This window comes from Peribacillus aracenensis, from assembly GCF_025175645.1.
Classification (GTDB): Bacteria; Bacillota; Bacilli; order Bacillales; family DSM-1321; genus Peribacillus; species Peribacillus aracenensis.
Genome location: NZ_JANZMJ010000017.1, coordinates 64,267 through 77,728, shown reverse-complemented (window position 1 = coordinate 77,728; position 13,462 = coordinate 64,267). Strand labels below are relative to the sequence as shown.

The following is a 13,462-nucleotide window of genomic DNA, read 5'->3' as shown; positions in this document are numbered from 1 at the left end:
AAGACAAAAAATCGTATACATATGTATACACAAAAGGAGGTTTTAACATGAGAAACGAAGAACTCAAAAAAGAACGCCATCACAAAGGAAAAGACCACGGTTCACACCATCGCGGACCAAAAACATTTCGCCGCGGAAGGGCCGTTGCTTTTTTAGAAATGATGAATGTTAAACGTTCCACCATTAAGGAACAGTTAGATAAACCAGAGTTTCAATCCATTAATCAAATCTTAGTCGGTGAATTGAAGGCCATTGATATGTTAATCAACGAATTCATTCAATTATTTGAAATACAAGAAAATGAAGCAGCCGATAAGAAAAGTGAAGAAAAAGAAACTTCCAATAATGATGAGAAAGGAATGGAAATGAATGAAACAAATTAACAAGTATATCGATTCAGTATTTTATACAAAAGATGGCCTATTGGAAGAAGTCATTACGTCCATACAAGAAAACGGAATGCCGTCCATATCGGTATCCCCCTCATCTGGGAAACTTCTTACAATGCTTGTATCCATTTCAGGAGCTAAAAATGTTTTGGAAATAGGGGCTCTTGGGGGCTATAGCGGGATTTGCCTTGCCAGGGGATTCGGCAGTGAAGGAACATTAACCTCCCTTGAATTAAAGGAGGAATACGCCAAGTTAGCATATGGCAATCTATCCAAAGCCGGCTTTGGCGATCAAGTATCATATATGACCGGAGCAGCTCTGCAAAGCCTTGAAAAACTCGTTCAAGATAACAAGAAATTTGATTTTTTCTTTATAGATGCCGACAAGGACAATTATGAAAATTACCTGCAATATTGCATTAAGCTGGCGGAACCGGGTGCTTTGATCGTCATGGATAACGTACTTGCGAGGGGCAGTGTCGCAGATCCGGATGCTGAACCTGAACGTCACACTGCATTCATGAAAGCATTCAATGAAACGGTTGCCAAACACCCTCAACTGGAATCCATGCTCATTCCGATCGGTGATGGGCTGACTCTTTCAAAGGTAAGTGCTCAAACTCACGAGTAAATTGCGAATTCACGAGTAAAACAACTAAACTCACGAGTAAAACAGCTAAACTCACGAGTAAAATAGCTAAACTCACGAGTAAAACAGCTAAACTTACGAGTAAATTGCTCAATTTCACGAGTAAATCGCTCAATCTCACGAGTAAAGTGCGAATTCACGAGTAAAACAGCCAAACTCACGAGTAAATTGCTCAATCTCACGAGTAAAACAGCTAAACTCACGAGTAATGTGCCCAAATTCACGAGTAAAATAGCTAAACTCACGAGTAACACAGCCAATTTTACGAGTAAATTTGCGAACTATCGCCCATACTCTCGTATTTATCGCCTAAATATCCTTTTCATGAAGAAAAATGAAATGAATTTCTATAATCTTGAATGAAAATGATTTTTATTATCAATAATAAAAAGAAAGAAGGGTAACCAGTTGATGGTTACCCTCGATGATTTAAATTTCTGGATCAAATGTTTTGCAATCCGTTTCTTTGCTATTTGATGCTTGATTCCCTTTATGGCTGACAACATAAATAGCATCTGCACTGCATTTGTTTCCAGAATCCCAGTATTTACAATTATTCACTTCACATAGAACATCTTTTGCCATCTTATTACACCTCCTCATTTGCTATCATTAACAAAGTTGAGATTATTGATACTTTCCTTTTTCAGGTTTTTGTTAAGGCAAACGAAATTGAGAACATTTTCTAACACTCGCAACGAACAAAAATCCGGGCAGCTTCCACCCGGATTTTTTTTATGCTCATGCTGTTCTTTTCAGTAGTTCTGCTTGCGGGATTTTCCAAAGTTCCCGCCATTTTTTCAAGGCGGCAACCAGAATGATCAAGCCCAGGATTAACATGGTGATCGATAATATTCCGTTCAGGATGCTGAATCCTGCAGAGTCCGGGTTCAGGTATACGTTTCTGACCATCCAATACCCTGCTACATTAACCGTTACATATAAGTAGGCAAGGGGTACGAGGCATGTCCACATATACCAGCGTTTGTCTGCAATTTTCAATACGACGGTCGCACCGATGATGAGTCCAATCGAGGCCATGAGCTGGTTGGATACACCAAAGAGTGCCCAGATCGAACTAATGTCCCCAGAGTAAAGCAGGTATCCCCATATAAAGCAGGCTAACGCGCTGGCGAAGATGTTACCCGGCAGCCAGTCGACCCTTTTTAATGGTTTATAGAACTCCCCGAAGAAGTCCTGGATTAAGTAACGGGCAACACGTGTCCCTGAATCGATTGCGGTTAGTATGAACACCGCCTCGAACATGATGACGAATTGGAAGAAAAACGAAGCCAGTTTGTCAAAGAAGGGAATTTCGGTAAAAATATAGGTCATGCCGACAGCAAGTGTAACTGCGCCGCCTGTCCGTCCTTCCAGATTAATGCCGATTTCTTCACTAAGTTCGTTAAGGTGCACGGTTTCCATACCTAATGTTTGAAATACTTCAGGTGAAGAGTTAATCGCAAAATAATCTCCTGGCTGCAGCGAGACCGCAGCAATCAGTGCCATGATGGCAACGACACATTCCACAAGCATCGCTCCGAAACCGACGGATTTGATATCACTCCAACGGTTTAACATTTTTGGGGTTGTGCCCGATCCGACAAATGCATGGAATCCTGAAATCGCCCCACAGGCGATCGTTATTGAAATGAATGGCCAAACGGGTCCGGCTACAATCGGGCCTCCGCCATTAATGAATTCGGTAAACGCAGGAAACTGGATTTCTGGATTTACCACGAAAACGCCGATAATCAATGCGGCAAAAACACCGATTTTCATAAATGTACTCAAGTAATCACGAGGTGCCAGCAGCAGCCAAACAGGCAATGCGGCAGCGAAGAAAGCATAGATCGGCAGGATGATGGCAAGTGTGCTCGCCTCAAGTGTCAATAAGTCACCAAGTGCCGTTCCTTGAATGTTCGGACCAAGTAAAATCGCGGCCATGATAAGCGCAAACCCGACGATGGTCGCACCTTTCAGATTGCCGGTTTTTTTATGGTAAAGCCCTACTCCCATGGCGATGGGAATGGTGATCCCGACTGCAAACGTCCCCCATGGATTATTTTCCAATGCATGCAGCACGACCATTGAAAGTCCTGCCATCGTGATCGTAATGATAAAAAGCATCGCGAGTCCTGTAAAGAAACCTGCTACAGGTCCAAGTTCTTCTTTCGCAACTTCTGAAAGGGATTTGCCGTCTTTCCGCATCGACGCGAAAAGCACGACGGCATCATGGACGGCTCCCCCGATTACAGCCCCGATTAATAGCCATAATAAACTTGGCAAATAGCCGAATTGTGCAGCAAGGATCGGACCCACCAAAGGACCGGCCGCTGCGATGGCTGCAAAATGGTGGCCGAATGCCACCCATTTATTTGTTGGAACATAATCTTTTCCATCTTCTAATTTATGGGCCGGAGTCGGCTTCGAATCATCGAGTTTTAATACTTTAAGTGCTATGAATGTCCCGTATAAACGGTAGGCAATCATTAATATACAAATGGAGCCTATGACAATTGTAACCGCATTCATATTTGAACCCCCTCTATTTCTTACATCGTAAAATGATGATATCACAATGAAAGCGGCTTCAATGGGTTTTCAAGTTATAATGCAGATATCGGGGGATGGACTGCATTATGAAGAAGGTAAAATGCAGAATTATGAAAATTTTTAAAAACCGATAAGCTGCCTTAGCTCCTTCACATATGTGCGGCTTACCGGAATGTTCGATCCGTCACTCATAATGAGATTATAAGTCGAGTTGAACCAAGGCTGTATTTCAGATATATGGGTGACATTCACGATAAAACCGCGATGCACCCGTATAAATGAGCGATTATCGAGCTTCCTTTCAAGCACGATGAGGGGCTCACCGATTTTATATTCAATTTCTTCGGTTTTAATGATCGTCTTTCCTTCCACGAGTCCTATGAACAAAATATGATCCCGGTCGATCAAAACGATCCGATCATCTATCGATACAGCCAATTTACCTGTCTGTTCCACCGCCGTACGGCTGGCCGGAGGTGCTGTCCTGGATTCGCCTTTATCGATTTTCCGCTGCTTCATGAGCTTATCCAATGTTTGCCGAATCCTTTTTTCATTAAATGGCTTTAATAGATAATCAAAGGCATATAACTCGAAAGCTTGGAGGGCAAACTCATCATAAGCGGTCGCAAAAATGAGCGAAGGTGCAGGGTCAAGTTCCGCCAATTGCTTAGCCAAATGCAAGCCATTGCCTTCTGCAAGCTCAATGTCCAAAAAGACAAGTTCGGGTTTAAGGCGGGAGATTTCCCTCATGGCATCTTCTATCCCCTCGGCCTCACCCAAGACTTCAACTTGCCTGCTTCTCTTCAATAGATATTTCAATTCGTCTCTTGCCAGTGGTTCATCCTCTACGATAAATGCTTTCATCATCGTTGACATATGCTCCTTTTTCGTTGAGTGGTATTGATATTTTCACTTGTGCTCCGTGCCCCGGTTCACTTGCGATCGAGAGGCTGGCTTGTCCTTTATAGATCCCTTCCAGCCGTTCACTGATATTATGAAGGGCCGTTCCTGTACCCTTAGTCGATTCTACAGCATGCTTACCCAATTCATCTATTCTCCCGCCCGAAATCCCTTTTCCGTTATCTTCCACAACAATTTGCAATGAATGGTCTTTAAAGTATGCGTGAATGATGATTTCACCTTTGCCTTTCACAGGTGGAAATGCATGGTGTACCGCATTCTCAACTAGCGGCTGTAACGTGAATGGAGGGATGAGAACTTCCTTAAGCCTTGGCTCAATGCGGTAGTCGATATGATATTTATCTGGAAAACGCGCCTGCTCCAAGGATAAATAAGCGTTAACATGCTCCAATTCCTTTTCCAGCGGCACAAGAATTTGTCGGGCCCCTTGTAAATTAGAACGAAAGAAGGCACTGAGCTCCTGCAATAAATTTCTTGCCTTCTCGACATCCGTCCGGCATAGAACGGATATCGTATTAATGGCATTGAATAAAAAATGAGGATGGACCTGTGCCTGTAAGGCCTTAATTTCAGCATCCTTCAATAATTTCGTTTGCATTTCCGCTTTAGCGAGTTCCAATTGGGTGGAAAATAGTTTTGCCAACCCTTCAGCTAACTCTTGTTCCACTTGGCTTAATTTATCCGGATGCTTGAAATACATCTTCAAAGTCCCGACCGTTTTCTGTTGGACCTGCAACGGCAGGACCACGGCCGCCTCCAATGGGCATTGATCATGGAAACAATAAATGTCCTTTTTTGTTTTGGCCACGATGATTTCCCCTTGTTCAAGGGCTTTTTTCGTTAAGCCTGTCGCTATTCCCACCTTTGGGACATGGTGATCGGATGCAGCACCCACATGGGCAAGTACGCTATGTTCATTGGTAATGGCCACGGCGTCGGCTTCAGTCAGCCCCAAGATGATTTCAGCTATTCTCTTGCATGAAATTTGATTCAGACCTTGCCGGAAAAAGGGCAAAGTCTGATCCGCAATCAGGAACGCAAGATTGGTTTGTACAGCCCGCGTCCGTGCCTCGTCCCTCGTGATCGACTGAATGATGAGCATGAACAGTAAAGTCCCGAACCCGTTGATGATGATCATGGGAAGTCCGATTACTTGTACGAGCTCCCACGCCCTTTCAAATGGTTTGGCCGTCACCAGGATGATGCCCATTTGGATCGCTTCCAATGCCATGCAAATGGGAAGGGCGAACCAAGGGGTGATCGTCCCATGCTTTCGGCGCCTTTTCCCCAAAAAACCCGATAAAACCCCAGCCAAAATCGCAGCGATCGCACAAGCCCCCGCCGTAAAACCCCCGAGAAAGTAACGGTGAATGCCCGCAATCAAACCTACTCCCAATCCAACAAAGGGTCCTCCCAGCAAACCGCCGATAGCCACGCCCATAATCCTTGTGTTGGCAATCGCGTTCTCGGGAGCAATCTCAGCATGCCAATTCCCAGGCCAATCCCACTCCGGCATGGCATGATTCCCGATTTCGATCCCTGTATAGTTACTTATGATGCCGAACGTCCCAAAAAGTGCGATAAACATGATTTTCTTGGACAAATCATGTTCATGGCCTATCATTTGCCGAAACGGTTTCATATAGGAAAGCAGGAATGCGGCGATTACGATGATTCCCACTTTTTCAAACAGCGACGGTAATAAACCAACCAAAACATTCACCCCATTTCTGGCTTTTTCATTCATCTTACACCAGCGATGAAATCCTTGTCGAATTTTGTTTTTACACCGATAATCCAAGAACATGGAAACAACAGAGGAACCTCCATTTAATCATGTCACATTTGGGACATACGCCTTCAGATAGCATCGGGAACATGAGAATGCGGTGGTTGGTTCAATCCCGGTATGATCATTCAAAAAAAAGCCTATGAATACCAAGGCTTTTTAAATCACGGAGTCATTTATACAGAAACGTGTCAACATCCTCATGTAGATATTTATCAAGGTTTTCGTCAAAGAAGTTCCCGACAGATTCTGTGCACTTGTTTTATGTTATTGCAAAATACCACTGTAAATACTAAAAAATCAAATCTTCGGGGATAAAGAAATAGCTGATAATCTGTATATAAATGTTTCTGAGTTCGTAATTATATAAATAAACGGTTTGAAGAATTGGATATAACCTCCAGATCACAATTTATCTGCTTGTACTATGAAACTAAATTTTCATCCCTGCAAAATGGGATTTTTTATGTTCACTCGAAATATGCTAGGTGTTAAACAGGATGAAGCTTGTAGTATGTTAAAATTTAAAGGAATGGTATAATTTTTTTTTACTTGATAAACAGGTAATCATTATTCAATGGAGGTAACACAATAGCTGAAGATATGCCTTCTGTTTATGTGGAAATACTAAAAAAGAGTATAGGGCTGCCCAGCACATAGATATAAAAGATATTGTGGACTTACTTTCAATAAAGTAAATAAGATGGAGGCGATTATTATGTTGGTAGTTACCACAGAAAATATTGAAGGTTACAAAATTGTAGAAGTAAAAGGACCCGCCTTTGGTCTAATTGTAAGAAGCAGAGGGATTGGCGGCGATATCATGGCAGGGTTAAAATCCTTAGTAGGCGGAGAAATCAAGCAATATACAGCTATGCTTGAAGATTCAAGAAAAGAAGCTATGGACCGTATGATTAAAAATGCCAATCAAATGGGCGCAAACGCAATTGTAATGATGAGATATGATTCTGGGGAAATCGGTAAAAATATGAGTGAAATCGTTGCATATGGAACTGCCGTTATTGTGGAGGCAATATAATGAAATTCATCATAGGGTACTATATATTACAAATTGTTATAGTTATCTTATGCATTTTACTTGGATACTTTATCTATGATAAACGGTTTAAACGTAATCACGGTGTAAAAGTTCCTGACGGATTTCAGCCGACAGATGAAGTAAATATGGACCCTGTGACTGGAGAAAAAACAAGAGTGTATTATAATCCTGAAACAGGTGAACGCTTTTATAAAAAAGAAAAATGATTATAAAAAGCCACGTTTCATACAAAAACGTGGCCTTTTATAATGCTAAACTTAATGCTGATTTTATAGGTGAATCCCGTTAAATCAGTATTCATGGGTAAAAACTGGGACCAAATCGCTTCGCGGATGGGTCATCTAATTTACATCCTAATTTGTGTTGCAAATTATTTTTGTATTACGGGCTTATAGTGCCCGGGGACGTTTTGAGCTGAAATGGCCAATCTGTTCCAGCCGTTGATCGTGATGATGATGGTAACGAGATCGATATATTGTTTTTCATCAAAATGAAAGCGGACCCGTTCATACAGTTCATCAGGTACTCCGTTTGCAGAAATGGCCGTGACCGCTTCCGTCAATTCCAGCGCTGCCCTTTCCGGTTCAGAGTAGAATGGTGATTCACGCCAAGCACTCAGGCAGTAAATTCTTTGTTCCGTTTCACCCATTGCCCGGGCATCCTTTGTATGCATATCCAAGCAGTACGCACAGCCATTGATTTGAGACGCGCGAATTTTAATCAATTCGATTAATTTGCTATCGATTTCCGTTGTTTTCTTGTACTCCTCCAATCCCATCATTAATTTGACCACTTCCCGATTTGTCTTCATGTAGTTAATGCGTTGTTCCATGTCTATCTCCTCCATTAAATCTTTTTGGTTCCACTTATAAGACAAAATAGGGGTTTGATTTGTGACATACAAAAAAGAGAGCCCGTTATGAGCCCTCCGTCTACCCTATTATGGAATAGGAACATGATTTAATTTATCGGGATTGGTAACAATAAAGATTTTTCTGATATTTTTTTGCTTTGAATCCAATTCAAAGCAGATGACTTTGACAGGCTTTCCTTCTTTCATTTGCAAAATTCCTTCCTGACCATTGACCATCACCGGAAGAAGTTCTCCTATGAAACTTCCTTTAGCAGACACTCCTGTAAGAAAGGAGAATACGCGCTGTTTGTTTACAATCGGATTTAAGGCAGATAGCACTTTTCCTCCGCCATCAGTAACAAGGACAACATCTTCTGTAAGGATATCCAAAAGCTCCTCAAAGTTTCCTGTCGTAGATGCCTTTATGAATTTTTGTGCCAATAGATCGACATGTTTCGTATCCCCCGGATGGGCTGGCAGATCATTCTGTAATTTCCTCTTAGCCCGGCTGTAGATCTTTCTGCAGTTCACTTCATTCTTTTCCAGCATTTCAGCAATATCTTCATAGCTGTAAGCGAATGCTTCTCTAAGCACGAAAACCGCTCGTTCAACAGGTGAAAGCTGTTCCAGCAAAACGAGGAAGGCATATGCAACCGTTTCATCCGTTACAACCTTATCTAAAGGCTGATCTGTTTCGTTTACCCGAGGTTCAGGCAGCCAAGGTCCTGTGTAAACCTCCCTTCTCTTACGGGCTGAATTTAAAAAGTTCAGACAGCGATTAGTCGTCATCTTCGCAAGATATGCTTTCATGTCCTTAATATGTTCGGTATCAAGCTGAAGCTGCAGGAATAAATCATGAACGATATCTTCTGCGTCGGTAACAGATCCAAGCATCCGGTATGCGATGGAAAAAAGAAAAGGTTGATATGTCTTATATAATGTATCCAACTCCACTTGCTTCACCTATTTTCTATCAAATTCATTTTTGGTATGTCATCTTTCCATAACTATTCTCTAAGCCAATCATTTTTCCTTCCTAACCTGGTTTAAAGCATACAATCTACAACTTAAAAAGAACAGCCATAGAGCTGCTCCCAGAAAAGTCGATAATTATTCCCAATTCCGGATCCTCATTTATCAAGGTGCTTCATACCAAACGATATCATCAAACATTTTTACAACCCGCGGTATGAAGCCTTCTTCATATTCTTCTGGGTATTGAACTATCGCATAGTAAACCCGGTCGCCATGCTGAAAAACCGACACTGTACCCAATATTGAATTACTGCCATGCTGACTAATGTCAAATTCGACCTCAGACCAATCAAAACGGTTAGGCCTATTATCAGATCGCTGTTTAATCTCAAAGTCGTTGCTAATCACCACTTCCCTCGCAAACTCCTTCTTTTCTTCTATTGTCGCATTCGTACCCTCCCTTTTCGAAAATATCTGAACTTTGGCATCCTCATTTCTCTTGCCTGCAAAATTTGCAAAAACAATCATTGCATCTCCTTCACCAGAACTAGCCTCTTCAACGACCATGTCATCCACGATGTAGGTTGAGAATCCCAGTGCCTGACTATGATGAAGCCTGAATTGAAATGATTCTTCCATGCCTTCTAAAATGATCATATCCGTTTTCGTATTTGGCCGATCTTTTGTCGGATCATCGACCGATTCACCTGGAGGATTTTCATCTTGCCCGCCGGTTTGCTTAGGTTTATCATTTAGCTTTTCTGAAATTGGTGGAGATTCCTTATTTCCCTCCTGGACTCCGTTACAAGCACTAAGTCCTGTTACCAAAAAAACGGCTGCCAAAATAAACAATATCTTTTTCATTGGAACCCTCTTTTCATGTGTTTTAACAAATTATTATACGGCTCCATATGTAAAAAAGTTACACTATGCATCTTTGCAAGTATCAGACTTTATAGACCAAAAAAAGATCCATGCTCCTCTCTTTCCGAAAAGAAAATATGAATTTGATTCATTTACTGATTTCAAAAAAATACTACCCTTAAGTTAATAAGTAGCATTTCACAATAAGGCATTAATTACTATCCCTTTTTTCCATAACAAAGACGCTTTCCAGTTCAGGAAAAGCGCCCGATAAAGGAGCCATCAAAATATGCAAAGTTAGTTGATTTCATTTACGTTGCCAGGGCTTGCCGGATATGATATTCCCTAATTGAGACCAGGAATCCTTTGATGCATCCATATCTTTATTCAACTAAACTACTCGATAGGTGGTTGAATAAGGAGTACTTTTTAAAACCAATTTGAATATTTGATAATGTAAAGAATCGCATGTTCAAAAGGCCGCCCATTGGCGGCCTTCATAACTTCCTTTGCCTTATATATATCGTTTATGGTTAAGATCCAATGCTATGTTCTACTGCAGTATCCCAATTAGGAAAATAATACAATGCGTTTTTCATTAACTCCGGATCTGACTTCTTTACCTCTTTCTTTCGAGGTGGCTTCCCTTCTTTTTCTACTAATTCAGAAATTTGATTCACGACTTCTTCAACACTCATATTAACTTCCATCTTTGTTCCCTCCTCCTTGCTATTATTTATATATTTTCCCAATTGATGAAAAGTAATACAATTAGCTAAACAAAAACGTTTGGCTATTGGTTTTACTAGCCTCCTCGGGACTCTTTCCCCGCAGGAATCTCGTACCCCATTCAACAGGAACGATTTAAAAGAAAAAAACTATAGGCAAACTCGCTTTTCTTCGAGTTTGCCTACAGTCTGAAAGGCGAACAACCATTTTAGTTTTTCTCACTATAGTAAATTGCGATTAATCATCGGAAATTCCGGAAGGCTATCAACGGGTATCTCATCTTTTGAAATGATGCATATAGTTTCTTCCTCAAGAAGAAATCTTTCATCAAACCACTCTTATATAAATATTGCAAAATTAAACAGTCTTTTTCATCCATACGTTTTTGCCACCCCTAATAGTTTCGCAGCCTAATGATCGGTTTCAGCGATCCTCTATCATTCTATGTAAAGAATATCCTTCATATTAGCTCAGGAGTGGATCCAAGATTTTGCTTAAATCGGTTGTCATGATGAGCTTCAATGGTTTGTAAGAAGCTTTGCATGGAGTTTGTCATATAGGCGTCTTTACGGTGGATGAAGACAGTCGAAATATTGCCGTATTCTTCCGGAATTGCATGCACGTGCACTTTTTCAGTGGCTGTAAGGTGATTTACCGCTGATTGTGGTACGAGGGTAATGCCAAGGCCTAGTGTCACGCTTGTTAAGATCGTTTCCAATACATTGAACTCCATGATCCTTTTGGGCATCACTTCTTCTTCTTTCAGCCATTGTTCCAGTTTAGAGCGATAGCCACACCCCTGACTGAATACTAAAAATGGCTCTGTTATAATTTCTTCCAGGTTAAATGTTTCATTTCTTGTAACTAATACAAGTTTTTCTGTACACACATCGTATGGCTGAATGAGCGGATGTTTAATCGGTCCTGTAACAAAAGCGCCATCCAGCCTATGTTCGATGACATCTTTAATTAAATCCTCGGTTATCCCCGCCTTAATGGATAAATCGACATTTGGATACTGTTTATAATAAGAGGCTAGAATCTTGGGTAGATCGCTGACCGTTTCAACTGTACCGATGTTCAATATCCCTGTAGGTGTTTCACTATCCAGGAATACTTGCTTGAGTTCTTCCACATCAAGCAATATTTTGTTTACATACTCAAGCATTTTTCTAGCCTCTGCAGTTAAAGACATGCCACGTTTATGTCGATTGAATAAAGGCGTCCGCAACTCCTGCTCTAAATGCTTAATCCTGGCCGTTACATTGGATTGGACGTAATTCAATTCAACAGCCGCCTTACTTACGCTGCCATATTTAGCGACGCACTGGAATATTTGCAAATCCCGCATTTCCATAAAAGTGCCCCCCTTTCTTAACTATCATTAATAATGATGATTATATTCATTTTAAGTCATTTTACATGATAATGACTTTATCATAAGGTGTGTATAGGAATTTAATCAATCATTATTTTTGAGGGGAAGCTTTTATGAAAAAAAATCAAGTTTTAATCGGTGCACTTTTATGTTTGACAGCCAGCATTTCTTGGGGAGCGATGTTTCCAGTTGCAGAAAGGGCCTTAACATATATTGATCCATTTTATTTCTCTTTTTTGCGATATTTAGCTGTTAGTGTAATTTTAGCGATATTGCTATTCATTAAAGAGGGAAAGAAGTCTTTTAGCCTGGAAGGGAAAGGGAAGAAATTATTGTTTTTTGGAACGATGGCGTTCACTGTATACAACTTCCTCATTTTCGCAGGTCAAGACTTACTGGGGCATAACGGGGTAATTATCGCTTCCATCATGGAATCATTAATGCCCATGATTTCAATTTTAATTCTGTGGGTTTTCAAAAATACCAGACCCAAGAAGTATACCATCGCCAGTATGTTCATTGCCTTGATAGGGGCCATTCTCGTCATTACCAATGGCGACATATCATTCCTATTTTTATTGAAAGATAGCCTCATCCCTATCCTTTTCATTCTCATCGGGGTTATAGGCTGGGTTATATATACGATGGGCGGCGACCAATTCAAAGGATGGTCAACACTCCGCTATTCGACTTTAACGTGCATTTTAGGAACTGCAGTATCAGCAATCATAACATTCCTCGCAACTGCAATGGGCCTGTCTGTCCCTACAGCAGAGGTTATGCAATCCATTTATGGCGAAATGATTTTCATGATTATTTTTCCCGGTGCCATTGCCCTTTTAAGCTGGAATTCAGGCATTAAACTTTTAACGCCGATCAATGGGATCCTATTTATCAATTTAGTTCCAATAACCACATTGGTCATCGTTTTTATCCAAGGAAAATCACTATCATCATTCGAATTACTGGGAACTTTTTTAGTGATATATGCATTGATTCAAAACAATTATTATCAAAGAAAAAACTTGCCTTCCCAAGTTGAGGAATTGAATCCAAGGAAATTGAAAAGAATCATTTAATTAAAGGTACACAACATCAATAGGAGGGCAACGATGGATTTATTAACGCTTATGCTAATCTTTGGATTAGCTGTACTGTGGGAATTGGCTACGATTAATAAGAATGTGAAAAAGATGAAGAAGCAAAATGCAGAATTAATTAATCTATATCATGATAGAAGTAAAAGAATTAAGTAAAATAGACTTTTGGCGATACAACGCAAAAAAGCCTGTCATTTAG

At 40.7% G+C, this 13,462-nt stretch carries 16 protein-coding genes; 6 read left to right on the top strand and 10 right to left on the bottom strand.

Annotated features, from left to right (window positions below):
• Nucleotides 1-47 precede the first annotated feature (47 nt).
• Both N0M92_RS17265 and N0M92_RS17260 read left to right on the top strand, forming a co-directional pair.
• Entirely contained in the window at nt 48-383 is a 336-nt protein-coding gene (locus N0M92_RS17265; RefSeq protein WP_260286968.1) for a hypothetical protein, read from the top strand.
• Nucleotides 370-1,020, top strand: a complete 651-nt coding sequence (locus N0M92_RS17260; protein WP_260286967.1) for an O-methyltransferase — start codon at nt 370-372, stop codon at nt 1,018-1,020. The genes N0M92_RS17265 and N0M92_RS17260 overlap by 14 nt, the downstream gene beginning before the upstream one ends.
• On the opposite strand, the gene N0M92_RS17255 is transcribed toward N0M92_RS17260, so the two are convergent.
• The 5 genes from N0M92_RS17255 to N0M92_RS17235 all read right to left on the bottom strand — a co-directional run bounded on the left by N0M92_RS17255 (nt 1,011) and on the right by N0M92_RS17235 (nt 6,229).
• Nucleotides 1,011-1,283 carry a hypothetical protein gene (locus tag N0M92_RS17255; RefSeq protein ID WP_260286966.1) on the bottom strand — a complete coding sequence of 91 codons (273 nt, stop codon included), beginning with the start codon at nt 1,281-1,283 and terminating at the stop codon, nt 1,011-1,013. The genes N0M92_RS17260 and N0M92_RS17255 overlap by 10 nt on opposite strands.
• A 184-nt stretch (nt 1,284-1,467) precedes the next feature.
• Nucleotides 1,468-1,623 carry a DUF1540 domain-containing protein gene (locus tag N0M92_RS17250; protein WP_065310844.1) on the bottom strand — a complete coding sequence of 52 codons (156 nt, stop codon included), beginning with the start codon at nt 1,621-1,623 and terminating at the stop codon, nt 1,468-1,470.
• Nucleotides 1,624-1,779: 156 nt separating this feature from the next.
• The gene (gene cstA / locus N0M92_RS17245) at nt 1,780-3,573 is read right to left on the bottom strand and encodes a carbon starvation protein CstA (RefSeq protein ID WP_260286965.1); all 1,794 of its coding nucleotides are present in this window, start codon (nt 3,571-3,573) and stop codon (nt 1,780-1,782) included.
• A 141-nt stretch (nt 3,574-3,714) separates the two neighbouring features.
• Nucleotides 3,715-4,461 carry a LytR/AlgR family response regulator transcription factor gene (locus N0M92_RS17240; protein WP_260286964.1) on the bottom strand — a complete coding sequence of 249 codons (747 nt, stop codon included), beginning with the start codon at nt 4,459-4,461 and terminating at the stop codon, nt 3,715-3,717.
• Nucleotides 4,433-6,229 carry a LytS/YhcK type 5TM receptor domain-containing protein gene (locus tag N0M92_RS17235; protein WP_260286963.1) on the bottom strand — a complete coding sequence of 599 codons (1,797 nt, stop codon included), beginning with the start codon at nt 6,227-6,229 and terminating at the stop codon, nt 4,433-4,435. Before N0M92_RS17235 ends, N0M92_RS17240 begins: the two co-directional genes overlap by 29 nt.
• A gap of 793 nt (nt 6,230-7,022) precedes the next feature.
• On the opposite strand from N0M92_RS17235, the gene N0M92_RS17230 reads away from it, so the two are divergent.
• Together N0M92_RS17230 and N0M92_RS17225 are read left to right on the top strand one after the other, a co-directional pair.
• A complete protein-coding gene (locus N0M92_RS17230) occupies nt 7,023-7,343 on the top strand; it encodes a YbjQ family protein (protein ID WP_144528821.1) in 321 nt (106 codons plus the stop codon).
• Nucleotides 7,343-7,570 carry a hypothetical protein gene (locus N0M92_RS17225; RefSeq protein WP_192206476.1) on the top strand — a complete coding sequence of 76 codons (228 nt, stop codon included), beginning with the start codon at nt 7,343-7,345 and terminating at the stop codon, nt 7,568-7,570. The genes N0M92_RS17230 and N0M92_RS17225 overlap by 1 nt, the downstream gene beginning before the upstream one ends.
• A 164-nt stretch (nt 7,571-7,734) precedes the next feature.
• Here N0M92_RS17225 and N0M92_RS17220 read toward each other — a convergent pair whose 3' ends face one another.
• The 5 genes from N0M92_RS17220 to N0M92_RS17200 form a co-directional block, all read right to left on the bottom strand.
• Entirely contained in the window at nt 7,735-8,196 is a 462-nt protein-coding gene (locus tag N0M92_RS17220; RefSeq protein ID WP_260286962.1) for a carboxymuconolactone decarboxylase family protein, read from the bottom strand.
• A 108-nt stretch (nt 8,197-8,304) separates the two neighbouring features.
• Complete coding sequence (locus N0M92_RS17215; protein WP_260286961.1) at nt 8,305-9,171, bottom strand: RNA polymerase sigma-70 factor; 867 nt, start codon at nt 9,169-9,171, stop codon at nt 8,305-8,307.
• A 183-nt stretch (nt 9,172-9,354) separates the two neighbouring features.
• On the bottom strand, nt 9,355-10,056 hold the full coding sequence (locus N0M92_RS17210; RefSeq protein ID WP_260286960.1) for a hypothetical protein: 702 nt from the start codon (nt 10,054-10,056) through the stop codon (nt 9,355-9,357).
• A gap of 533 nt (nt 10,057-10,589) precedes the next feature.
• On the bottom strand, nt 10,590-10,766 hold the full coding sequence (locus tag N0M92_RS17205) for a hypothetical protein (RefSeq protein ID WP_214786801.1): 177 nt from the start codon (nt 10,764-10,766) through the stop codon (nt 10,590-10,592).
• Between the two features lie 479 nt (nt 10,767-11,245).
• The gene (locus N0M92_RS17200) at nt 11,246-12,142 is read right to left on the bottom strand and encodes a LysR family transcriptional regulator (RefSeq protein WP_260286958.1); all 897 of its coding nucleotides are present in this window, start codon (nt 12,140-12,142) and stop codon (nt 11,246-11,248) included.
• A gap of 134 nt (nt 12,143-12,276) precedes the next feature.
• On the opposite strand from N0M92_RS17200, the gene N0M92_RS17195 reads away from it, so the two are divergent.
• Together N0M92_RS17195 and N0M92_RS17190 are read left to right on the top strand one after the other, a co-directional pair.
• Nucleotides 12,277-13,242: a DMT family transporter gene (locus N0M92_RS17195; protein ID WP_260286956.1), complete on the top strand. Its 966-nt coding sequence runs from the start codon at nt 12,277-12,279 to the stop codon at nt 13,240-13,242.
• Between the two features lie 33 nt (nt 13,243-13,275).
• The gene (locus tag N0M92_RS17190; protein WP_260286955.1) at nt 13,276-13,419 is read left to right on the top strand and encodes a YrzO family protein; all 144 of its coding nucleotides are present in this window, start codon (nt 13,276-13,278) and stop codon (nt 13,417-13,419) included.
• Nucleotides 13,420-13,462 lie beyond the last annotated feature (43 nt).

Coding starts and splice junctions, on each gene's coding strand:
- N0M92_RS17265 (WP_260286968.1), top strand. CDS start 48: ATGAGAAACGAAGAACTCAAAAAAGAACGCCATCACAAAGGAAAAGAC.
- N0M92_RS17260 (WP_260286967.1), top strand. CDS start 370: ATGAAACAAATTAACAAGTATATCGATTCAGTATTTTATACAAAAGAT.
- N0M92_RS17250 (WP_065310844.1), bottom strand. CDS start 1,623: ATGGCAAAAGATGTTCTATGTGAAGTGAATAATTGTAAATACTGGGAT.
- cstA (WP_260286965.1), bottom strand. CDS start 3,573: ATGAATGCGGTTACAATTGTCATAGGCTCCATTTGTATATTAATGATT.
- N0M92_RS17240 (WP_260286964.1), bottom strand. CDS start 4,461: ATGATGAAAGCATTTATCGTAGAGGATGAACCACTGGCAAGAGACGAA.
- N0M92_RS17230 (WP_144528821.1), top strand. CDS start 7,023: ATGTTGGTAGTTACCACAGAAAATATTGAAGGTTACAAAATTGTAGAA.
- N0M92_RS17225 (WP_192206476.1), top strand. CDS start 7,343: ATGAAATTCATCATAGGGTACTATATATTACAAATTGTTATAGTTATC.
- N0M92_RS17220 (WP_260286962.1), bottom strand. CDS start 8,196: ATGGAACAACGCATTAACTACATGAAGACAAATCGGGAAGTGGTCAAA.
- N0M92_RS17210 (WP_260286960.1), bottom strand. CDS start 10,056: ATGAAAAAGATATTGTTTATTTTGGCAGCCGTTTTTTTGGTAACAGGA.
- N0M92_RS17205 (WP_214786801.1), bottom strand. CDS start 10,766: ATGGAAGTTAATATGAGTGTTGAAGAAGTCGTGAATCAAATTTCTGAA.
- N0M92_RS17200 (WP_260286958.1), bottom strand. CDS start 12,142: ATGGAAATGCGGGATTTGCAAATATTCCAGTGCGTCGCTAAATATGGC.
- N0M92_RS17195 (WP_260286956.1), top strand. CDS start 12,277: ATGAAAAAAAATCAAGTTTTAATCGGTGCACTTTTATGTTTGACAGCC.
- N0M92_RS17190 (WP_260286955.1), top strand. CDS start 13,276: ATGGATTTATTAACGCTTATGCTAATCTTTGGATTAGCTGTACTGTGG.